Origin of the sequence: Methylobacterium frigidaeris (assembly GCF_022179185.1) — a bacterium.
Taxonomy (GTDB): domain Bacteria; phylum Pseudomonadota; class Alphaproteobacteria; order Rhizobiales; family Beijerinckiaceae; genus Methylobacterium; species Methylobacterium frigidaeris.
Genome location: NZ_BPQJ01000001.1, coordinates 290,469 through 312,263, shown reverse-complemented (window position 1 = coordinate 312,263; position 21,795 = coordinate 290,469). Strand labels below are relative to the sequence as shown.

At 70.9% G+C, this 21,795-nt stretch carries 18 protein-coding genes; 1 reads left to right on the top strand and 17 read right to left on the bottom strand.

Annotated features, from left to right (window positions below; all coding sequences use genetic code 11):
* Positions 1-18 precede the first annotated feature (18 nt).
* Positions 19-2,010 carry a methyl-accepting chemotaxis protein gene (locus tag MFF64_RS01560; RefSeq protein ID WP_099907526.1) on the top strand — a complete coding sequence of 664 codons (1,992 nt, stop codon included), beginning with the start codon at positions 19-21 and terminating at the stop codon, positions 2,008-2,010.
* A 228-nt stretch (positions 2,011-2,238) separates the two neighbouring features.
* Here the strand turns inward: MFF64_RS01560 and MFF64_RS01555 are convergent, their stop codons facing one another.
* The 17 genes from MFF64_RS01555 to MFF64_RS01475 all read right to left on the bottom strand — a co-directional run bounded on the left by MFF64_RS01555 (position 2,239) and on the right by MFF64_RS01475 (position 21,793).
* Complete coding sequence (locus MFF64_RS01555; RefSeq protein ID WP_099907528.1) at positions 2,239-2,490, bottom strand: DUF6894 family protein; 252 nt, start codon at positions 2,488-2,490, stop codon at positions 2,239-2,241.
* A gap of 136 nt (positions 2,491-2,626) precedes the next feature.
* Positions 2,627-4,108 (bottom strand): ATP-binding cassette domain-containing protein, encoded by a 1,482-nt coding sequence (locus MFF64_RS01550; protein ID WP_238189304.1) that lies wholly within the window; start codon positions 4,106-4,108, stop codon positions 2,627-2,629.
* A gap of 88 nt (positions 4,109-4,196) precedes the next feature.
* Positions 4,197-5,135 (bottom strand): branched-chain amino acid ABC transporter permease, encoded by a 939-nt coding sequence (locus tag MFF64_RS01545; protein ID WP_099907531.1) that lies wholly within the window; start codon positions 5,133-5,135, stop codon positions 4,197-4,199.
* Between the two features lie 34 nt (positions 5,136-5,169).
* Complete coding sequence (locus MFF64_RS01540) at positions 5,170-6,045, bottom strand: branched-chain amino acid ABC transporter permease (RefSeq protein WP_238189302.1); 876 nt, start codon at positions 6,043-6,045, stop codon at positions 5,170-5,172.
* Positions 6,046-6,165: 120 nt separating this feature from the next.
* Positions 6,166-7,431: an ABC transporter substrate-binding protein gene (locus tag MFF64_RS01535; RefSeq protein WP_238189239.1), complete on the bottom strand. Its 1,266-nt coding sequence runs from the start codon at positions 7,429-7,431 to the stop codon at positions 6,166-6,168.
* 491 nt (positions 7,432-7,922) lie between these two features.
* Positions 7,923-8,528, bottom strand: a complete 606-nt coding sequence (gene leuD / locus MFF64_RS01530; RefSeq protein ID WP_099901688.1) for a 3-isopropylmalate dehydratase small subunit — start codon at positions 8,526-8,528, stop codon at positions 7,923-7,925.
* Between the two features lie 2 nt (positions 8,529-8,530).
* Positions 8,531-9,937 carry a 3-isopropylmalate dehydratase large subunit gene (leuC, locus tag MFF64_RS01525; protein ID WP_238189237.1) on the bottom strand — a complete coding sequence of 469 codons (1,407 nt, stop codon included), beginning with the start codon at positions 9,935-9,937 and terminating at the stop codon, positions 8,531-8,533.
* A gap of 266 nt (positions 9,938-10,203) precedes the next feature.
* Entirely contained in the window at positions 10,204-11,598 is a 1,395-nt protein-coding gene (locus MFF64_RS01520; protein WP_238189235.1) for an FAD-dependent oxidoreductase, read from the bottom strand.
* Entirely contained in the window at positions 11,595-12,206 is a 612-nt protein-coding gene (locus MFF64_RS01515) for a cysteine hydrolase family protein (protein ID WP_099906804.1), read from the bottom strand. The genes MFF64_RS01520 and MFF64_RS01515 overlap by 4 nt, the downstream gene beginning before the upstream one ends.
* A complete protein-coding gene (locus tag MFF64_RS01510; RefSeq protein ID WP_099906806.1) occupies positions 12,203-14,269 on the bottom strand; it encodes a hydantoinase/oxoprolinase family protein in 2,067 nt (688 codons plus the stop codon). The genes MFF64_RS01515 and MFF64_RS01510 overlap by 4 nt, the downstream gene beginning before the upstream one ends.
* On the bottom strand, positions 14,266-15,951 hold the full coding sequence (locus MFF64_RS01505; RefSeq protein WP_099906808.1) for a hydantoinase B/oxoprolinase family protein: 1,686 nt from the start codon (positions 15,949-15,951) through the stop codon (positions 14,266-14,268). Before MFF64_RS01505 ends, MFF64_RS01510 begins: the two co-directional genes overlap by 4 nt.
* Positions 15,948-16,814 carry an isocitrate lyase/PEP mutase family protein gene (locus MFF64_RS01500; protein ID WP_099906810.1) on the bottom strand — a complete coding sequence of 289 codons (867 nt, stop codon included), beginning with the start codon at positions 16,812-16,814 and terminating at the stop codon, positions 15,948-15,950. The genes MFF64_RS01505 and MFF64_RS01500 overlap by 4 nt, the downstream gene beginning before the upstream one ends.
* Positions 16,815-17,122: 308 nt before the next feature.
* On the bottom strand, positions 17,123-18,517 hold the full coding sequence (locus MFF64_RS01495) for an MmgE/PrpD family protein (RefSeq protein ID WP_099906812.1): 1,395 nt from the start codon (positions 18,515-18,517) through the stop codon (positions 17,123-17,125).
* Between the two features lie 2 nt (positions 18,518-18,519).
* Entirely contained in the window at positions 18,520-19,221 is a 702-nt protein-coding gene (locus tag MFF64_RS01490) for an ABC transporter ATP-binding protein (protein ID WP_238189233.1), read from the bottom strand.
* Positions 19,214-19,960, bottom strand: a complete 747-nt coding sequence (locus MFF64_RS01485; RefSeq protein WP_099903982.1) for an ABC transporter ATP-binding protein — start codon at positions 19,958-19,960, stop codon at positions 19,214-19,216. The genes MFF64_RS01490 and MFF64_RS01485 overlap by 8 nt, the downstream gene beginning before the upstream one ends.
* A 4-nt stretch (positions 19,961-19,964) precedes the next feature.
* A complete protein-coding gene (locus MFF64_RS01480) occupies positions 19,965-20,924 on the bottom strand; it encodes a branched-chain amino acid ABC transporter permease (protein WP_099903980.1) in 960 nt (319 codons plus the stop codon).
* Positions 20,921-21,793 carry a branched-chain amino acid ABC transporter permease gene (locus MFF64_RS01475; RefSeq protein WP_099903978.1) on the bottom strand — a complete coding sequence of 291 codons (873 nt, stop codon included), beginning with the start codon at positions 21,791-21,793 and terminating at the stop codon, positions 20,921-20,923. The genes MFF64_RS01480 and MFF64_RS01475 overlap by 4 nt, the downstream gene beginning before the upstream one ends.
* Positions 21,794-21,795 lie beyond the last annotated feature (2 nt).

Genomic DNA, 21,795 nt, shown 5'->3' with positions numbered 1-21,795 from the left:
GAACGAGGCAGCGGGACGATGCGGACGTGGTTCAAGAATGGGCGCCTGTCGCGTCTCTCGATCAAGGCGCGGATCTTCGCGGGCTTCGGCGTGGTGCTGGCGACGACCGTGGGCGTGGCGCTCTCGGGCGCCATGCTGGTGACGCAGATCAACGGGAGCTTCGCCGAGTACCGGAACAACAGGGCCAAGACCGAGCATGTCCGCGCCGTCGACATGGCGATGATGCAGACGCGCTTCGAGCTGAGCCGCTGGCTCCAGCGCTTCGACCCGGCGGCCCTCAAGGTGGCGCGCGACTATCTCGACAAGTCCCTGCGCCTGATCGAGGAGCGCGGAAACGCCGTCGGGTTCGAGCCCGACGAGAAGGCGCTCAGCGATACCATCGCCGCCGCCCTGAAGAGCTACGGCGCCGAATACGTCGCCCTCGCGCGGATCAAGGACGAGGATCAGGCCCTCCAGACCCGGGAGATCGGCCAGGCCGGCGGCCAGATCGCGCAGGCCCTGTCGCAGCGGCGCACCCGCGCCTTCGAGGACGGCGACCTCGACCAGGCCCGGATGCTGAACGGCGCCTCCGAGGCGTTCCTGGCCGCCCGCGAGCAGGCCGCGTCGTTCAAGGCGACGGGCGAGGCCAAGGCCGCCGCGGCGGCGGATCAATCCGCGGCGGCCGCCCTGGCCAAGCTCCAGGCGAATGCCGACCTGGCGGCGAAGATCACCGCCTGGCGCGGGGCGCTGGAGCGCGCCACCGTCCTCGCGGCCGAGTGGGGCAAGCACCTCACGATCTCCCGCGCCGCCCGGGACCAGTCGATGAAGGCGTCCGAGACGCTGCTGGCGGCCGTGACCCGCGACGCGCTCGCCCACGAGGAAGAGTTCGCCCGCAGCGTCGAGCAGGGCACCACGGCGTTCCTCGCCAAGGCCGCCGGCATCGTGCTGCTCGGGATCATGATCTCGCTGCGGCTCGCCGGGTCGATCACCAGGCCGCTGCAGCGTCTGTCGGGCGCCATGGCGGCGCTCGGCAGCGGCGCCCGGGCGATCGAGGTTCCGGATACCGGGCGCGCCGACGAGATCGGCGCGATGGCCCGCACCGTGGCCCTGTTCCGCGACGGGCTGATCGAATCCGAGCAGCGCGACGCGATCCAGCGGCAGGATACCGACGCGAAAGTGGAGCGGGCGCGCCACCTTGAGGCCCTGACCCAGGGCTTCGAGGGCAAGGTCTCGGCGCTGATCGCCACCCTGACCGCAGCGGCCGGCCAGATGGAGGGGGCGGCACGCAACCTGTCGACCTCGGCCGCCGAGTCCTCGCGCCTGTCGGCGAGCGTCGCGGACGCGGCGAGCCAGACCTCCGCCAATGTCGGCGGCGTGGCGAACGCGACGGACGAACTCTCCGCCAGCATCGAGGAGATCGTGCGGCAGGTCGCCCATTCCTCGGTCATCGCCGGCCGTGCCGACGCGGAGGCCGCCTGCACCGAGACGACGATCCGGGCTTTGGCCGCCGGCGCGCAGCAGATCGGCGACGTGGTCCAGCTCATCACCAGCATCGCCGGGCAGACCAACCTGCTGGCGCTCAACGCCACGATCGAGGCGGCCCGCGCCGGGGAGGCGGGCCGGGGCTTCGCAGTGGTCGCCGCCGAGGTCAAGGATCTCGCCACCCGCACGGCGCGGGCGACCGACGAGATCGCCGGCCAGATCGGCAGTATTCAGGCTCAGACTGCCCGGGCGGTGCAGGCCATCGAGGCGATCGGCGGCACGATCCGCGACATGAACGCCATTGCCACCAGCGTCGCGACCGCGATGGAGCGGCAGAGCGCCGCCACGGGCGAGATCGCCCGCAACGTCCAGCACGCCGCCCACAGCACGCAGGTCGTCTCCAGCCACATCGATGCGGTGCAGCAGGGCGCCGGCCACACCGGCGGCACCGCCGATCAGGTGCTGCGCGCCGCCCAGGATCTGGCGCACCAGGCCGCGACGCTGGAGCGCGAGATCGGCGGGTTCGTGACGCAGATCAAGGCGGCGTAGGACAATCCGCCGCCATCGTCACGATCCTGAACGTTATCCCGGGACGAGCCGTCGAGAACCCGGGATGATGCAGAGGGCGGGATGCCGGTGGAGCGTGGTTGATCTCACGGCCGTGCTCTCTGCGAGAGAAACAGACTTCGCAAGAACGGCTGCCGGTTCTGCATCGAAAATCTGCGACAGAACGAGAATCCACGCTGACGAAGCGTTGGCCTTCCAGCGTCCGTCTGCTCAGTTCGCCTGCAGCCGTGGAATCGCATCGGCGAACCGCGCGATCGGCAGGAAGAGGCTGAAGCGGCGCTCCTTGTCCTCGACGTGGATGATCGCCTCCTTCCACTCGGGCTCGCGGCAGGCGCGCCGCTTCAGCAGCACCGCGATATGGGCCGAGCAGGTGATGATCTCGTGCGGCTCCTTGAGCTCGACGCCGCGCGTATCCCGGATGAGACGGCTGCCGACCTGGAAGTGGAAGTAGTAGCAGGACATTCCGCTCTCTCCTGGGATGGCTGTCCTGCACGATTACGGCCGGTCGTCTCCGTCCGCCTTAACCCGAGTCAAGGGTTTCGGGTTTCTCGGGCTTCTCGTCTCCGGCCGCGCTTCGCCTCGCCATGGAATATCGGCCCTAGAGGTATCCGGTGCCGGCCTCTGCCGCGAAGCGGTCGGGCGGGCCCTCCCAGACGATGCGGGCATGCTCCAGCACGTAGACCCGGTCGGCATGGGGCAGCGCGAAGGTGACGTTCTGCTCGCCCAGCAGCACCGTGATCGGCGTCGTCTGGCGCAGGCGCTCCAGCGCCTTCGAGAGCTGCTCGAGGATCACCGGGGCGAGGCCGAGGGTCGGCTCGTCGAGGATCAGGAGCCGCGGCTTCATCATCAGGGCGCGGGCGATGGTGAGCATCTGCTGCTCGCCGCCCGACAGGGTGCGGGCCATCTGGCCGCCGCGGCTCTTCAGGATCGGGAAGAGCTCGAACAGCCACTCGAGCTGGCGCGCGCTCTCGGCCTTGGGCAGGTGCTGCCCGCCGAGATCGAGGTTCTCGCGCACGCTCATCTCGCCGAACAACTCGCGGGTCTCCGGCACCTGGACGATGCCGCCCTTGGCGATGCTCGCCGGGCTGCGCTTCGCCAGGGGCTCCCCGGCGAAGCTGATCGTGCCGGAATGGGGCACGAGCCCGGAGATCGCGTTGAACAACGTCGTCTTGCCGGCGCCGTTGAGGCCGACCACCGAGACGAACTCGCCCTCGTGCACGTGGAGGCTGACCCGGCGCAGGGCCTGCGCCTTGCCGTAGAGCACGTCGAGCCCGTCCACCTGCAGCAGCGGCGCGCCGGAGAAGCTCGCCTCGGGCCGCGACGCGGTCTCGATGCTGCCCCCGAGATAGACCCGGCGCACGGTCTCGTTGCGCATCACCTCGGCGGCCGAGCCCTCGGCGACGCGCTCGCCGAGATACATCGCGAAGACCCGGTCGACGAGGGCGGCGACGCTCTTCACGTTGTGGTCGACGAGGAGCACCGCCTTGCCCTCGTCGCGAAACCCCCGGATCAGGGCGGAGAAATCCGCGACCTCGCCGGAGGTGAGGCCCGCGAAGGGCTCGTCCACCAGCACCACCTTGGGGTCGCGGGCGATGGCCTTGGCGAGCTCCATCCGGCGCAGGTCGGCGAAGGGCAGTGTGCCGGGGCGGCGGTCCATCACGGCGCCGAGGCCCACCCGCTCGGCGATGGCCCGGGCCCGCTTCTCCACGCCGGGATCGGCGAAGAGCCGGATCAGGCTGTCGGGCAGGAGCGCGAGCTTGATGTTCTCCAGCACCGTCTGCCGGTGCAGCGGCCGCGAGTGCTGGAAGACGAGGCCGATGCCGGCCCGCGCCACCCGGTGCGACGGCCAGCCGGCGATCTCGGTGCCGTCGAGCCGGACGCTGCCGGCATTCGGGCGCTCGAGGCCCATGATGAGCTTCATCACCGTGGACTTGCCCGAGCCGTTCGGCCCGATCAGCCCGACGATCTCGCCGGCCCGCACCGAGAAGCTGATCGACTTCGCGGCGACCAGGCCGCCATAGCGCTTGGTCAGCCCCTCGACCGCCAGCAGTGGTGGCGCGGCGTCGGTCGCGGAGCGCATGGCGGAGGGCAGGGGGACGGTGGAGGGGGCGAGGCCGGCCGCACTCATGAACGCACACCTTGTCGGACAGCAGGGGAGGGGCGGGGCATCAGGCGCGCTGTCCCTCGCGGTGACCTTGGCGGGTGAGGATCCCGAGGAGGCCCGACGGGACGAACAGGATGACGGCGAGGGCTGCGGCCGAGACCACGAAGGTCGACAGAGCCCCGAGCGGCCGCAGCAACTCGCCGGCGGCGATGAGGAACACCGCGCCGAGCACGCCCCCCACGATGGTGCGACGCCCGCCGAGCACCGCCCCGATGATCACCTGGACGCCGACCGAGACGTCGATCAGAGTGCCGACCGAGGCGGTGCCCATGTAGAAGACGAACAAGCCTCCGCCGAGACCGGAGAAGACCGCGCTGACGCAGAACGCCGCGAGCTTGTGCTTGGCGACGTTGAACCCGAGCGCGCCGGCCTCGACCGGGTCCTGCCCGCTCGCCTGCAGGATCAGCCCGACCGGCGAGACCGCAATGGCGTAGAGGATGAGCCCGCTCACCCCCATGAAGCCGAGCGCGATCCAGTAATTGGTGGCGGCGTCGATGCTGATGACGTCGGGCACGGTGAGTCCGATCTCGCCGCCGGTGGTGTCGGCGAAGACGACGATCAGGTTCTGGAGGATCAGCACCGCCACGACGGTGGTGAGGCCGAAATACGGGCCCCGCACCCGGAGCGCCGGCAGCGCCAGGACGAGGCCGCCGATCACCGCCGCGACCGTGCCGGCAAGGAGGCAGAGCGGGATGCCGATTCCGTGGCCGTTGAGGATGCCGGCGGTGTAGGCGCCCAAGCCGATCAGGAAGGTCGGGCCGAAATTGACCTCGCCGGCGAAGCCGAACAGCAGGTCCCACGCCATCGAGAACACGCCGAAGAAGTACGCGACAGTGAGGAGCCCGAGGATGTAGCCCGAGACCCAGAGCGGCAGCACGCTGGCGAGCGCGAGGCCGATCAGGCAGAGCCAGAACAGCGGATTGCGAAAGGTTTTTGCGAGCATGGGGCCTCTTGGCAGATCGAGGTGAAGCCGGGCGTCAGCGGCGCCCGAGCAGGCCCTGCGGGCGGACATACATCACCGCCACGAGCAGCAGCAGCGCGGGAATCGTCCGGTAGGCCGGGGAGACGAGGTAGGCGGTCAGCGTCTCGAGGTAGCCGACGACGTAGGCGGCGATCAGCGAGCCCGAGACGCTCCCCAAGCCCCCCAGCACCACGATCGAGAAGGCGCTCGCGGTGAGCGGGCCGACGCTGTAGCTCGACACGCCGAGGAACTGGCCGAGCAGCACCCCGGCGATGCCCGCGAGCACGCCGTAGATGAGCCAGATCGCGACGTAGATCTTCGACAGTTCGAAGCCGAGCAACGTCACGCCGCGTGGGTTCATCGAGGCGGCGAGCAGCACCTTGCCGGTGCGGGTGCGGTTCACGAGGAGCCAGAGCAGCCCGATCGTGGCCCAGCAGACCACGGCGGTGAAGACCTGGTTCCACGGGGTGCGCACGCCCGCGATGGTGACGACGCCCTCGACGATCGGCATCACGGTCTTGGCGTTGCTGGTGAACAGGTAGGCGATGAATTCCTGGATCATGATGCCCCACAGGAGCGTGCCGGTGAGGATGAAGATCTCCTTCTCCTCCGGCGGGATCGCCCGGGAGCGGTCGATCGGACGCACCACCACGCCGTAGGTGGCGAGCGTCAGCCCGGTGCAGACCGCGACGCCCGCGGCGGCACCGGCATAGGAGCCGAGGCCGAGTTCGCTCGACGCGGCCCAGGCCACCACCGCGGCGGTGACCATGAGGGCCCCGTGCGAGAGGTTGAGCACGCCCGAGACGCCGAAGATGAGGGTGAAGCCGGTGGCGCCGAGCGCGTAGAGCGCCGAGATGGCGAAGCCGTCGATGAGGATCTGGATCGCGGTCATGTCGCGGGTCTTGGGGCTCTCGGGGAAGAGGAGGGGCGAGGCGCGCGCGAGAACTCCCCTCTCCCACATGGGAGAAGGGATCCCGCGCTGGCCCGATCGGGGTCGGTTCGACGTTCGCCGTCAGTTCGCCGCCGTCCCGGCCTTGACGAAACTCGGGAAGGTGATCTTCCCGTTGGCGACGTTTGGCGGCCAGATCGCCAGCTGCTTGCCGTCCTGCCACTGCATCATCATGCCGGAGACGAGGCCCGGGCCGTACTTGATGGAGTGGGTGAACTCGTCGTCCTTGCCGTAGAACTGGATGCGCCCGAGGGTGCCCTCCCAGTCGGTCTTCTCCAGCGCCTCGACCAGCTTGTCGGGATCGGTCGAGCCCGCCCGCTTCACCGCATCGGCGATGTAATAGACCTCGTCATAGGCGGTGTAGCCGGCATAGCCCGGATAGCTGCCGTACTTCGCCTTGAAGGCCTCGGCGAAGGGCGCGGTCTTCGGCGTCACGTTGGTGCCGGGCGCGGCGAACATCTCGAACAGCACGCCCTCCGTGGCACCGTTCGTCTCCTTCCAGAAGGTGGCGTTGGTCGCCTGCGAGGCGATGCCGATCATCGGGATCGGCACCTGCTGGCTGCGCCACTGCACCGTCGGCTGCACCCCGACATGCGAGATGCCGGTGACGATCACGTCGGGCTTGGCGCCCTCGATGCGGCTGAAGATCGGGTTGAAGTCGGTGGTGCTCGGCGAGAAGCGGATGTGGTCGAGCACCTTCAGCCCGACCTTCGGCAGGCATTCCTTGTAGCCCTCGTCGAGGGGCTTGGTCCACGCCGCGTCCTCGCTCATGATGACGGCGGTCTTCATCTGCCGCCCCTCGACGAGGATCGCCTTGGCGGCGTCGCAGACGGCTTGCGACTGCGCCTTCGAGGTCAGGTAGCCGTGGAAGGAGTACTTGTTGCGGGCATAGTCCTTGTGGACGTTGAGCGGGATCTCGTTGGAGGCTGCGCCCGGGGTGATGAAGGGCAGCTTCAGCCGGGCCGACCAGGGCTGGAGCGCCAGCACCACCTCGCTGATGTAGCTGGCGATGACCGCGTGAGCCTTGTCCTCGCTCGCGGCGCGCTGGAAGGCGCGGACCGAGTCGGCGGCCGAGCTCTTGTTGTCGTAGGTGATGATCTCGATCTTGCGGCCGTCCATCCCGCCCTTGGCGTTGATCTCGTCGGCGGCGAGCTGCGCCGCCTGCGGGATCGCGGCCCCGGCGATCGCCTGCGCCTCCGCGATCACCGCGATGCGGATCGGGTCCGCGGCCTGAACGGTCGAGAGCGAGGCGTTGGCGGCCAACAGGATGGTCGAACCAAGCAACGCGCGGACGAGCCGCCGCCTGGCGACGGATGCGCACTCCAGCATGACGTTCCCTCTTCCGGCCGCTTGTTTGATTGGTGGCGTCGCGGCTCGGGCGGAGAGTGTAGCGAGAGCTTGTTAGACCACAAGGTGCGTATCGGCCGAGGGATGGCGATGTCGGGGATTAAACGGCGAGCCATCGCGTGAGTGCATGGCTGCGGGAGAGGGAGCTTTGCCGACCCGCGGGCAGGTTCCTCAAGGACGCATCGCCTGGGCAGCAGCGGCAGGGCCGCGGGATGCCTCGGCGCGCCTGGATTATCCCGACATATCCGGGACTTCTTCCGATCGGGCGAGGAACCCTGACACCCTCCCGGTCATTCCCGGGCCGCGTAGCGGAGCCCGAAATCCGGATGCGCGGATGCAGGCGAATGAGGCGGACCGCTTCTTCCCGAAGCGCCGGGGGTTCCCGATCCCGGGCTCCGCTTCTCGGCTCCGGGATGATCCTGCGCGGCGGACGTCGTGCGCGGATGTCGCACGTTGCCTGGGAGGCCGCGCGCTCAAGCGCCCCCCGGCACCCGCCACGGCTCCTCCGCCGCCACCCGGGCTTCGAAGGCCGCGATCGCCGCGGCGTGCTCGAGCGTCAGCGCCACGTCGTCGAGCCCCTCGACGAGGCAGCGCTTCTTGAACGGGTCGATCTCGAAAGGGATCGCCGCGCCGTCCGGGTCGGTCACGGTCTGTGCCGGCAGATCGACCGTCACCGTCGCGCCGGGCGCGGCGGCGAGGCGGGCACGAAGGAATGCCACCACGTCCTCCGGCAGGGTCACCGTCAGGAGCCCGTTCTTCGCCGCGTTCGACGCGAAGATGTCGCCGAAGCTCGGGGCGATCACGCAGCGGATCCCGCCATCGACGAGGGCGTAGACCGCGCCCTCGCGCGACGAGCCGCAGCCGAAATTGCGATCGGTCACCAGGATGCCAGCCCCCGCGTAAGCCGGCACGTCGAGGGGATAAGCCTCGCTGCGGCGGCGCTCGTCGTGGAACAGGAAGTTGCCGTAGCCGGCGCTGCGCGGCTTCTTGAGGAAGCGGGCCGGCAGGATCTGGTCGGTGTCGATGTTAGCGACAGCGAGCGGCACCGCGACGGCCTGGAGCGTGGTGAAAGGCTGCATGGTCAGCGGCTCCCGAGCCGGCGGATGTCGGTGAGGCGGCCGGTGACGGCCGCCGCCGCGGCCATGGCCGGGCTCATCAGGTGGGTGCGGGCGTTGGGTCCCTGGCGGCCGGGGAAGTTGCGGTTGGTGGTCGAGGCGCAGCGCTCGCCCGCCGGCACGAGGTCGCCGTTGATGCCGACGCACATCGAGCAGCCCGGCTCGCCCCATTCGAGGCCGGCTGCGCGGAACACCTGATCCAGTCCTTCCGCCTCGGCCTGGCGCCGCACCGGGCCTGAGCCCGGCACGACGAGGCCCGGCACAGCGGCCTTCTGCCCGCGCAGCACGCCGGCCGCGGCGCGCAGGTCCTCGATGCGCGAATTGGTGCAGGAGCCGATGAACACCCGGTCGATCGCGACCGATTCGAGCGGCATGCCGGGGGTGAGGCCCATATAGTCGAGCATCGCCCGCATCTGCCCGGCCTTGGTAGCGTCGGCCTCCGCGCCAGGATCCGGCACCGCGGCGGTGACGGGGAGCGCCGTCTCGGGACTGGTGCCCCAGGTCACGGTCGGGGCGATGGCGGCGGCATCCAGCGTCACCTCGCGGTCGAACCGGGCGCCCTCGTCGCTCGGCAGGAGCCGCCAGGCCGCGACCGCCCGCTCGAACAGCGCACCCTTCGGGGCATAGGGCCGTCCTTCCAGGAACCCGAAGGTGGTGTCGTCCGGCGCGATCATCCCGGCCCGGGCCCCGGCCTCGATCGACATGTTGCAGATGGTGAGCCGGCCCTCCATCGACAGGCCGCGGATGGCGCTGCCGGCATATTCGAGCACGTGCCCGACCGCGCCGCCGGCCCCTACACCTGCGATGATCGCCAGGATCACGTCCTTGGCGGTGACGTGGGCGCCGAGCACGCCGTCGATGCCGACCCGGAGAGTCTTGGGCCGGCGCTGCCACAGGGCTTGGGTCGCGAGCACGTGCGCGACCTCGGTCGCGCCGATGCCGAAGCCGAGTGCCCCGAAGGCGCCGTGGGTCGAGGTGTGGGAATCGCCGCAGACGATGGTGAGGCCCGGCAGCGTCAGACCCTGCTCCGGCGCCAGGACGTGGACGATGCCCTGCGCGCGATCATCGAGGCCGAAATGCCGGATGCCGTGCCGGCCGGCATTGTCGGCGAGCGTCGAGACCATGTTGGCGATCTCGGGATCCGGGATCGGCCCGCCGCGGTCGCGGGACGGGACGTAGTGGTCGGCCACCGCGAAGGTCAGCTCCGGCCGGCGGATTTGCCGCCCGGCATGGTCAAGCATGCCGAAGGCGTGGAACGAGCCCTCGTGCAGGAGGTGGCGGTCGATGGCGAGCAAAGCCTGCCCGTCGGGCCGGGTCGCCATGACGTGGGCGTCCCAGACCTTGTCGAAGAGGGTGCGGGGTTGCGGGGTCATCAGGCGTCCTCCGCCGTGTTCGTTGATGCCGAAACTTTCGAAACCCTCACCCCTTTCCCGGACGACTGGAGCGTCAGCGGAAGGAGATCCGGGATCCAGCCGTAAGACTCGCCGCGAAGCGGCTCTGTATGCTGCGCCGTTGCAGCCAGGCGGACGCTTCGCGAATTCTTGTGCTGGATCCCGGATCTCCTTCCGCTTCGCTTCAGTCGTGCGGGAACGGGGAGGGTATCATGAATGGTGATTGAGAGATGGTGAGGCGCTGGGAACTAACAAACCCCCATCACTCCCGCCGCCTGGCCGGCGATGCGCCCGAGCGCCACCGCCGCCAGCAGCCCGTTGCCCGACAGGTACCCGCCCGGCCCGGTCCCCGACACGCCGCAGGCGGCGCCCCCCGCCGCGAACAGATTCGGGATCGGCGCGTCGCCCGCCGTCAGCACCCGCGCCTCGTCGTCGACCACGAGGCCGCCCTGCGTGTGGAACAGAGCGCCCGTCACCCGCACCGCCCGGTAGGGCGCGGTCAGCGCCGGCACGCCCGCGAAGGAGCGCCCGAACCCGTCCCGGCCGCCGGCGCGTTTCAGCGCCTCGACCTCCTCCAGGGCGGCGGCGAGAGCCGCTCCCGGCAGATGCAGCCGCGCCGCGAGCTCGGCGATCGTGTCCGCCGCCACGATCGCCCCGGCGCTCTCGGCCCTGCGAAAATCCTCGAACTGGCGGGCAATGCCGGCGATGCGCTCGTCGAACACCGTGACGGCGGTTCCGCCGGGCTGGCGCAGGACCTCCGCCGCCTGCTCGGAATAGCCGCGGCTCTCGTCGGAGAAGCGGCGGCCTTCGGCGTTCACCTGGAACCCGCCCTCGGTGACGGTCGCCCAGGTGATCAGGATGCCGTGCGGATGCGCCACCGAGCCGTGGCCCTGGTGGCCCGAGAGGTGGCGGGTAGCGGCACCGAGCGCCTCGCCCCAGAGCAGCGCGTCGCCCTGGTTGCCCTCGTGGCCGAAATAGAGCGCGCCGGACAGCTCCGGCACGTGCTGCGCCACCAGGGCCTTGTTGCCGCCATAGCCGTTGCAGGCGAGCACCAGGGCCCGGCAGGCGACGCGCTCGCGCGAGCCGTCGGGCCGCACGAGGCCGAAGCCCCGGATCGCGGCGGCCTCGGTGTAGAGCGTGTCGACCCTGGCCTCGCACAGGATCGGGATGCCGGCCGCCTCGACCGCCCGCGCCAGCCGATCGACCAACTCCTCGCCGGACCGGCTCGGCAGACCGTGCATCCGGTTGGCGGAGTGGCCCGGATAACGGAAGTCGGTGATGACCGAGAAGGGCAGGCCGTGCCGGTCGGCGAGCCATTCGAGGGCCGGGCCGACGGACCCCGCGAGGCGCGCGACGAGGACCGGGTCGGGCTCGTTCTTCGCCTTCGCCATGATGTCGGCGGAAAACAGCTCCGGGCTGTCGGCGAGCCCGGCCTCGCGCTGCCAGCGGGTGCCGGGGGCCGGCACCAGCCCGGCCGAGAGGGCGGTGGAGCCGCGGGGCACGGGATCGCGCTCAATCACCAGCACCTCGGCCCCGGCCTCGTGGGCGGCGAGTGCCGCGACCAGCCCGGCCGCCCCGGCGCCGATCACCGCGACCGGAACCTCGATGTCGAAGTTGACGGAATCGGCGGGCGCGATGGTCATGCCGACAGCTCCGCGATGATGTCCGCCACTCCCGCCACCCGGCAGACCGGCTTCAGGGCCTCGATCGCGGTCTGGTGAACCGCCGGCGAGAAGGCCGCGCAGGCGTCGGACAGGACGGTGACCGAGAAGTCGCGCACATGCGCGTCGCGGACCGTCGAGGCGACGCCGCCATTGGTGACGATGCCCGACACGATCAGCCGCTCGATCCCCGCCTTGCGCAACACCCATTCGAGCCGGGTCATGTAGAAGGCCGAGTAGGCGACCTTCTCGACCGAGAGGTCGGCGGGCTGCAGCTCGTCCACCAGCGCGTGGCCCCAGGCGCCGGGCAGGAAGTCGCCCTTCCTGAGGAACGGCCGCAGCTCGCGCAGATGGGGCGAGATCAGGGGCTCGCCGCCCTTGCCCGGCACCAGCGTGAAGTGGGTCGAGACGATGAACCCGCCTCGTGCCCGGATCAGCTCGGCCAGCGGACGGACCCGGGCCGGCACGGCGGCGATCTCGGGCGCGGCCTGGCCCGCCCGGCCGTAGGCGCCGTCCGGGTGCAGGAAGTCGTTCTGCAGGTCGCAGATCAGGAGCGCCGTGCGCTCAATCGGGATCGCGGAATGGCTCATGCGGGCGCTCCCGTGCGGGTGACCACGACGTTGCCGAGCCGGTCGACCCGCGCCGTCAGGTCAGGATCGACCACGGTCGTGGCGTCCGGCTGCTCCAGGATCGCCGGCCCCGAGATCTCGGCCCCGACCGGCAGGGCGAGGCGGGCAAAGACCGCGGCCTCGTGCCAGGCACCCGCGAACCAGACGGGCCGGCTGCCGAGGCGGGCGGCCTCCAGCGAGGCGTCCGGTCCCGGCGCCAGGGCGGCGAGGTCGAAGTGGGGCCGACGGCCGATCGCGGCGGTGCGCAGGTTGACGATCCGGGTGCCGAGGCCCGGGAGCAGGCGGCTGAACGAGGTGCGGTAGGCGGTCTCGAACGCTTCCTGGATCACGCCTGGGGTGATGCCGGTGGTGCCGTTCGCGACCGTCACCGGCAGCGCCACCGCGACGGTATGGGTCTGCCCGACATAGTGCATGTCGAGCTCGAACACCGTGTCGATGCGTGAGACGGTGAGGCCGGCGGCCTCGACGACCTCGCGGGCAGCCTTGGCTTCCGCCACCATCCGCCGGTCGAGGGCGGCAGCGTCGAGATTGGCCAGCGACAGGTTGAGGGTCTGGACCTGGTCGTGGCGGATATCGGCGATGACGCAGCCGAGCGCCGAGGTGACGCCCGGATAGCGCGGCACCAGGGCGCCGCGAAGCCCCACATCCTTGATCAGCGCGCCGACATGCAGCGCCCCACCGCCGCCGAACGGCACCGCGGCGAATTTCTGGGGGTCGTGGCCGCGCTCGATCGAGACGAGGCGGATCGCGCCGGCCATCTTGCCGTCGGCGACCCGCACGATCGCTTCCGCCGCCGCCATCACGTCGAGGCCGAGCGGTTCAGCGACGTGCTCGGCGATCGCGGCCTTCGCCGCCTCGACGTCGAGGCGCTTCAAGGCGCCGCCGATCGGCCGCTCGGCGTTGATGCGGCCCAAGACCACGTTGGCGTCGGTCAGCGTCGGGCGGGTGTTGCCCTGGCCGTAGCAGACCGGGCCCGGCCGCGACCCGGCGCTCTCCGGCCCGACCTGGAGCAGGCCGCCGGCATCGACATGGGCGATCGAGCCGCCGCCGGCCCCGATCGTGCTGATCTCGATCATCGGCGTGCGGATGACGAGGCCGAAATCGATCGTCGTCTGGGCGGCGAGCGCCGTCTCGCCCTCGACCACCAGCGACACGTCGAAGGAGGTGCCGCCGAGGTCACCCGTGATCACGTTCGGGAAACCGGCCTCCTTGGCGATGGCGGCGGCCGCGATGACGCCGGCGGCCGGTCCCGAGAGCGCGGTGCGCACCGGCAGGCGCCGGGCAGTGGCGGTCGACATCACGCCGCCATTGGACTGCACGATGTGGAAGCGGCCGGTGAAGCTCTCCGATTCCAGCGCCCGGTCGAGCTTGCCGAGGTAGTTGCCGACCACCGGCTGGAGATACGCGTTGAGCACCGTGGTCGAGGTGCGCTCGAACTCGCGGATCTCCGGCAGGATGCCCGACGAGCGCTCCACGTTGGCGTTCGGCCACACGGCACTGGCCGCTTCGAGGGCGATCCGCTCGTTCTCCGGGTTGGCGTAGGCGTTGACGAAGCAGATCGCCAGGGCCTCGGCGCCGTTGGCGAGCAGCGCGCGGGCGGCCTCCGCCACCTGGTCCGGATCGACGCCTTGGCGAATCGTGCCGTCGGCGAGCGTGCGCTCGTCGACCTCAAGCCGGAGGTCGCGGTCGACGACGGGGACGAAGTCGCCCCACAGGCCCCAGGTATGCCGCCGGTCGCGCCGACGCATCTCCAGCACGTCGCGAAAGCCCCGCGTGGTGATGAGGCCGATGCGGGCGCCTTTCCGCTCCAGCAGCGCGTTGGTGCCGACCGTCGTGCCGTGGACGATCGAGGCGAGCCCCACGACCGGGCCGAACCCTTTGAGGCCGGCGAGGAAGCCCACCGCCTCGTCGCCGCGGTTCGACGGGACCTTGCCGGTCTGGAAGCGGCCGGCGGCCTCGTCGTAGTAGAACAGGTCGGTGAAGGTGCCGCCGACATCGACGCCGACGATGGCGCGGGGGGTCATTGCTCGTCTCCGGGCGTCAGGGCGTAGTCGCGGGCAGCGGCGGCCGAGGTCACGTAGCCGAGGCGCAGGTCGCGCCGCAGGGCGTCACGGTTCCGTTCGGCCGGGTGGCCGAAGCCGCCGCCGCCGGGGGTTTCGAGCCGCACCCGCTCGCCGGCCTTGATCCGCACGTCGGTGACCTTCGACACCATCGGCGGGCTCGCCCAGCCCTCCGGCGTTTGCCAGGCGAAGCGGTTGAGGGCGGCAGCGTGCCCGCCCTTGACGCCGAACGGTGCCACCTTGCCGCGCTCGCCGAGCAGGAACACGTCGGCGTCGGTCAGGGTCTCGATCTCGTAGACGGCTCCCAAGCCCCCGCGATGGGCGCCGGCCCCGGCACTGTCGGGACGCAGGGCCCATTGGGTGAAGACCACCGGATAGGCAGCCTCCAGGATCTCCACGGGCGGAATCGTCGCGGTCGAGATCGGGTTGTTGGCGTGGCTCAGGCCGTCGGTCTCCGGGTTGCCGCCGAGGCCGCCGCCGAAGAACGAGAACATCACCCAGCGCGAGCCGTCCGGCCGATGGCCGGCGAGGGAGAGCGCGTTGATGGTGCCGAAGGGCGCGGCGGTCGCCCGCTCCGGATCGGCCTCGGCGAGGGCGCCCAGCACCACGCCGATCAGCCGCAGGATCGTCTCGGTGTAGCCCGCCATGGGCTTCGGGGCGCCAGCGCCGAGCAGGGTCGTCTCCGGCACCGTGAAGGTGATCGGCCGCAGGCAGCCGGCATTGGCCGGCACCTCGGTGAAGACGTGCTTCAAGGCCACGTAGCAGGCCGCGACGGTGGTGGCGTGCGAGATGTTGATCGGCCCCTGGGGCGGCGCCGACGAGCGCGAGAAGTCGAGCGCCATGCCGTCGCCCGCGATCGTCAGGTCGAGGGCGATGGTCAGCGGCTCGTCGGTGATGCCGTCGTTGTCGAGCACGTCCGCGAAGCTGTAGCGGCCGTCCGGCAGGGCGCGGATCGCGGCGCGCATCAAGGCCTCGGCCCGGTCGGAGAAGGCCGCGAAGGCAGCGTCCACCGTGGCGTCGCCGTACTCGTCGAGGAGAGCTTTGAACCGGCGCTCGCCGAGGTCGAGGGCGTTGAGCTGGCCGTTGAGGTCGCCCCAGTTCGAGGTCGGCACCCGGGTATTGGCGGCCAGGATGTCGACGATGTCCTGGTTCAGGCGCCCGGCCGAGAACAGCTTCACCGGCGGGAAGCGCACGCCCTCCTGGAAGCTCTCCGTCGCCTTCGGGTTGTAGCCCCCCGGCACGTTGCCGCCGATGTCGAGCCAGTGGCCGACCGAGGCGAGCCAGCAGAAGAGTTTTCCGTCGCGGAAGACCGGTCGCACCAGCCGGAAGTCGTTGAGGTGGGTGCCGCCGCTATAGGGATCGTTGAACAGGAAGGTGTCGCCGGGTTCCAGGCCGCCCTCGCGCTCGACCTTGGCGATCACCGCCTTCACCGCGAAGGCCATGGCGCCGACGAAGATCGGCAGGCCCTTGGTGCCCTGGACCAGGGTGTCGCCGGTGGCGGCGTGGTAGAGGCCGTGGCAGGCGTCGCGGGCTTCGGCGATGATCGGGTTGAAGGCCGAGCGGTAGAGCGTCGCGTCCATCTCGTCGGCGATCTGCTCCAGGCGGCCCTTCAGCACCGCCAGGGTGACGGGATCGATGGGCGTCATTGGGCGCTTCCTTCGTAAGCGCGGCCGCGGGCCAGCATCTCGGGCGTGCCGATCAGCGCGTTCAGTTCGCCGAAATCGAACATCCGGTCGGCGAACGGCGTGTTGGTGCCGGCCTTGGCGAGCGAGCCGTAATAGGCCTGGGCGGTGCGGGCGAGCGCGCGGACGATGCCGCCGGGGAAGATCACCAGGCGGAAGCCGAGCGCCCCGAGATCGTCGGCCGAGGCGAGTGGCGTGTCGCCGCCCTCGACCATGTTGGCGAGCAGCGGGCGGGTGGTGCCGAGCGCCTTCGTGACCGCGGCGAGCTGGTTGGCCGAGCGCGGCGCCTCGACGAACAGCACGTCGGCGCCAGCCTCGGCATAGGCCTGGGCCCGCTCGATGGCGCGCTCGAAGCCCTCCACCGCCACGGCGTCGGTGCGGGCGACGATCAGGGTCTCGGCGCTGCGACGGGCATCGAGCGCCGCCCGGATCTTGCCGACCATCTCCGCCTGGCCGATCAGCGTCTTGTCCTGGAGGTGACCGCAGCGCTTCGGGTAGCTCTGGTCCTCGAGCTGGATCGCGCTGGCGCCGGCCCGCTCGAACAGCCGCACGGTGCGCTCGACGTTGAGCGCGTTGCCGTAGCCGTTATCGGCATCGACCACGAGCGGCGTCGCCACCCGGTCGCGCACCAGGGTCACCGTCTCGGCGACCTCGCTCATCGAGACGAGGCCGATATCGGGCCGGCCGAGCCGGGTATAGGCGATGGCGGCGCCCGAGAGGTAGAGGGCCTCGAAGCCCGCATCCGTGGCGAGCGAGGCCGTGAGGGCGTCGTAGACGCCCGGAGCGACGAGGACGCGGTCCTCGGCGAGACGGGACTTCAGGGACATGACGCGGGGTGTTCCTCGTTCGGTTTCATCGCATTCGGTCGTGCGCATCCTCCTCTCCCCGCGGGCGGGGAGAGGGTTTCGCCCCCCTCGTCGGGGGCGAAACGAGGCGGCAGCCGAGGGTAAGGGGGTGTTTCCGGACGAGGCTCTTCCGGCACCTCCCCCTCACCCTCTCTCCGCCCGCGGGGAGAGGGGAAATCCTGTGCTTTTCTGTTGTTCGCCTGAGCTTGATCTTCGTGTCGCTCAACGCTGTTCGAGGTGTCTCATCTCATACGATTGGCGACCATTGAGCCGTGTCCGCAAAGCAGCGCTCACGCCACCAGCGCCAGCAACTCCTCGATCCCCACGGCCCGGTCGAGCCCCGCCACCGCACGGATGACATTGTCGCTCCGCTCCGCCCCCCAGACCGGCCCGGCGAGCGCCCGGAACTTCTCCCGCACGTCGTCGGCCGAGTACGGGTCCTCGGTGTCGCCGCGGTTGGTCAGGGCCTTGGCCGTGAGCTTGCGGCCGTCGGCCAGCGTCAGGGTGACCTTGGCCGGACGCAAGGACGGGAGCTGCGCCGTCATGGTCGGGTCCTCCTGCACCATCACCCGGCGGGCGAGGGACAGGATTCGGCGGTCGGACCTCGCCTCGTCGCGGAAGGCGTCGGTATCGGCGGCGCCCCGCACCAGGGCCGTCGCAAGGGCGAAGGGCAGGGAGAATTTCGCCGCCAGCATCGTCTCGGGCGCCGGATGGTCGAGCTGCGCCGCCCAGACATAGGTGGCGACCTCGACCGAGCGCACCGAGTCCGGGTCGAGCGGGCCGGCATCGAGGCGGATCTGCGCCAGGGCGTCGAGGGCACCGTGGGTGTAGCGGCAGGCGGCGTGGCGCTTGAAGTAGTTGCGGGCGATCTCCCAGCGGGTGCCGAGATCCTCCACCATCGCCTCGGGCGAGAAATCCTCGGCGAGGATGCCGCCATAGACCGTACCGATCCCGTCGCGCTCCGGCAGGAAGCCGCTCTCGGCGAGGTCCCAGGCGGTGAGGCCGAGCTGGTTGGAGAAGCCGGCATAGGTGTTGCGCACCGTCGCCCCCTCCAGCATCGTGCGCCGGCTGGTGCTCAAGCCCAGGGACGAGGCGAGGCCGATCGTCCGGCCGATCATCGCGGCGTCGGCGCCGTGGAGCTTCGCCACCGCGAGCGCGGCACCGACCGTGCCCCAGGTGCCGTGCGGGTGCATCGTCACCCGCAACTTCGAGGCGATGCCGATGCGCGCGCCGATCTCGTAGCCGAGGACGAGGGCGGCGATCAGGTCGGCACCCGAGGCGCCAACCTCCTGCGCGGCGGCGAGCGCGGCCGGGACGACGTGGATCGCCGGGTGGCCGCGGGCATATTGGTTGCCCTCGTCGAGCTCCAGGGTCGTGCCGGCGGCGCCGTTGACGAGGGCGGCGTCGCGGGGGTCGAGGGACAGGCCGCTGCCGATCGCCGGGGCCTCGCCCTTGCGGCGGGCGGCGAGGCGCTCAGCGAGCGCCCGGCATTCCGGCTCGCGCATCCCGGCGGCGATGACGCCGAGGGAGTCGAGCAGGACGAGGCGGGCGCGCTCGACCGCCGCCTCGGGCAGGTCGGCGGGTGAGAGATCCGCCGCGAAGGCGGTCCAGCGGCCGAGCCAGGTGGGGCTCAGCTCGGCGAGGAGCGTGGTGGCCGGGACGATGCCGGGGGTGACGATGCCCATCGCTACAGCCCCAGATAGGCCCGGCGCAGGGCCGGGTCGGCGGCGAGGGTCGCGGCGTCGCCTTCCAGCGCGACGGTGCCATTCTCCAGGATGTAGGCGCGGGTCGCGAGATCGAGCGACTGCACCACGTTCTGCTCCACCAGCATGATCGGCAGTCCTTGCCTGTTGAGGGTACGGACGAGCGTGAACATCTCCTCGACGAGGAGCGGCGAGAGCCCGAGCGAGGGCTCGTCGAGGATGAGCAGGCGCGGCTCGGCCATCAGGCCGCGGCCGATGGCGAGCATCTGCTGCTCGCCGCCCGAGAGGGTGCCGGCGGCCTGCGTCGCCCGCTCGCGCAGGCGCGGGAAGGTGGAGAAGACCCGCTCGATGTTCTCAGGCCTCCGCGCCCGGCCGCGGCGGTAGCTGCCGAGCACCAGGTTCTCGCGCACGCTGAGGTTCGGGAAGATCTTGCGTCCCTCCGGCACGTGGATCAGCCCGGCCTCGACGATCGCGGACGCCGAGGCCGTGGTGATCGGCGTGCCGTCGAAGCGGATCTCGCCGGCGCGCGCCGAGACGATGCCGGACAGAACCTTGTTGAGCGTCGTCTTGCCGACGCCGTTGGCGCCGAGCACCGCGACGATCTCACCGGCACGCACGCTCAGATCGAGGCCGCGCAGGACCTCGGTGGCGCCGTAGCCGGCGCGAAGGCCGGAGACCTCAAGCATGTGCGATCTCCTCGGCTTTCATGCGGGCGGCCGCGCCCTTGCCGAGATAGGCCTCGATGACGTGCGGATCGGCGCAGACCTGCCGCGGCGGACCCGACGCGATCATCTTGCCTTGCGCGAGGACGAAGACTTCCTCGCACAGGGTCATCACCGCCTGCATGATGTGCTCGATCATCAGGATGGTGACGCCGCCGTCGCGGATCGCGCGCACCACCGGCAGGATGTCGCGGATCTCGGACGGGTTCAGGCCCGCCAGCACCTCGTCGAGGAGGAGCAGGCGCGGCTCGGTGGCGAGCGCCCGAGCCACCTCCAGACGCTTGCGCCCGGCGACGGTGAGGTCGGAGGCGGGCTTGTCGAGCTGGTCGCCCAAGCCCACCCGAAGCCCGACCTCCCGGGCCTTCGCCACCGCGTCCGCGCGGCGCGGATGGCGGAGATACGCGCCGACCGCGATGTTCTCGGCCACCGTCAGCCCGGCGAAGGGCTGCACGATCTGGAAGGTGCGGGCGATGCCGCGGCGCGCCCGCAGGTGCGGCGCCTCCGCGGTGACGTCCTCGCCCTCGAACAGCACCCGGCCCTCGCTCGGGGGAAGGAAGCCCGAGATCATCCCGAACAGGGTGGTCTTGCCGGCGCCGTTCGGGCCGATGAGCCCGGTGATCGAGCCCGCCGGCACGCCGAGGGAGGCGCGGTCGACCGCGACGAGGCCCTGGAAGCGCTTGGTGAGGGAATCGACGGCGAGCATCGGGTCAGGCCCCCACCGGAACGGTGCGCCTGCGGCGGCGTAGGCCCAGGAGCCCCTGCGGCGCGAAGGCGATGACGGCGATCAGGCAGGCGCCGAACACCACGAGATCGACCCCCGGGATGCCGCCGGCGAGGTGCTTGGTGACCTCGCCGAGGCCCTGGAGGGCCAGCGCCCCGACGAGCGGCCCGAAGGCGGTGCCGATGCCGCCGACGATCGGCGCCAGCAGCGCCTCGACGGAGATCCAGGTGCCGTAGGCCACCCCCGCGTCGAGGTAGAGGAAGTACTGCACGTAGAGCCCGCCGGCCGCCGCGGTGATCGCGGCCGAGAGCGCGATGGCGCGCAGCTTCACCGAGAGGGCATCGACCCCGAGCGCCCGGGCCGCCTCCTCGTTCTCGCGCACGGCGATCAGGTGGGCGCCGAAGCGCGAACGTTCGAGCCAGCGCGAGGCGAGGAGCGCCACGCCGACGAAGGCGAGGACGAGGAGATAGAAGAGCCGCCGGTCGGCGAATTGCAGCGAGGCGACGCCCGGGCGCAGGGGCAGGAGCAGGCCGGCCGCGCCGCCGGTGATGTCGGCGGTGTTCGCCAGGATGCGGAAGACTTCCGCGAAGGCGAGCGTCACGAGGGCGAAGTAGGAGCCGCGCAGGCCCGCCCGGAAGCTCAAATAGCCGATGGCGAGGCCGACGAGCGCCCCGAGTCCGATTCCGGCGCCGAGCGCGCCCCAGGCGTTCCAGCCGAATTTCATCTGGAGCACCGCGGTGGCGTAGGCGCCGGTGCCGAAGAAGGCGGCGTGGCCGAAGGAGTACTGGCCGCCGAAGCCGCCGAGCACGTTCCAGCCGAGGCCGGCGAGCGCGATGATCAGCGTGGTGACGAGGAAGTTGAGGGCGCTGCCCGACAGCCCGAGGAAGGGCAGGGCGGCGAGGACCGCCAGAACGAGGATGAGGGGCAGGAGGTCGCGGGCGCTCATGCGCGGGCTCCGAACAGGCCGGTCGGCCGCACCAGCAGCACCAGGATGAAGATCAGGAAGATGCCGATCTGCCCGAGGCTGTCGCCGAGCAGCAGGCCGGAGAAGCTCTCGACCACGCCGATGACGAGCCCGCCGACCAGCGCCCCGGCGATCGACCCCATGCCGCCCAGCACCACGATGGTGAAGGCGACGAGCACGAAGGCGGCCCCGGAGCGCGGGTTGACGTAGTAGGTCGGCATCAGCAGGCAGGCGGCGACGGCGAGGCACGCGCAGCCGAGCCCGAAGGTGACGGCGTAGACGTGATCGACCTCGATGCCGACGAGGCGGGCCCCCAGCTTCTCCCGCGCCACCGCACGGATCGCCCGGCCGGTATCGGTGCGCTCGAGGAGGAGCCAGAGCAGGCCGGTGACGGCGAGCGCCGCCACGAAGCCGATCAGCCGCGGCGTCGAGAGGAGAAGGGGACCGAGCTCGACCACCTGGAGCGCGGCGTCGGAGTCGAGCGCCCTCGTGTCGGAGCGGAACAGCGCGAGCAGCGCGTTCTCCAGCACGATCGACAGGCCGAGCGTCACGAGCAGCACGTTGTTGTCGCTGCCGTGGCTCGCCGGGCCGATGACGAAGCGCTGGAGCCCGTAGCCGAGGCCGAACATCAGCGGCACGATCCCGAGCATCGCGAGATACGGATCGACGTGGAACAGCGCGAAGGCGCCCCAGACCGCGAACATCGCGACGGTGAGCAGCGCTCCGTGCGCGAAGTTGATGATGTGCAGCACCCCGTAGACCAGGGTCAGCCCGAGGGCGATGAGGGCATAGACTGCCCCCGTCATCAGGCCGTTGAGGGCCGCCTCGATCAGGATCTGGGGCGCGTACATCG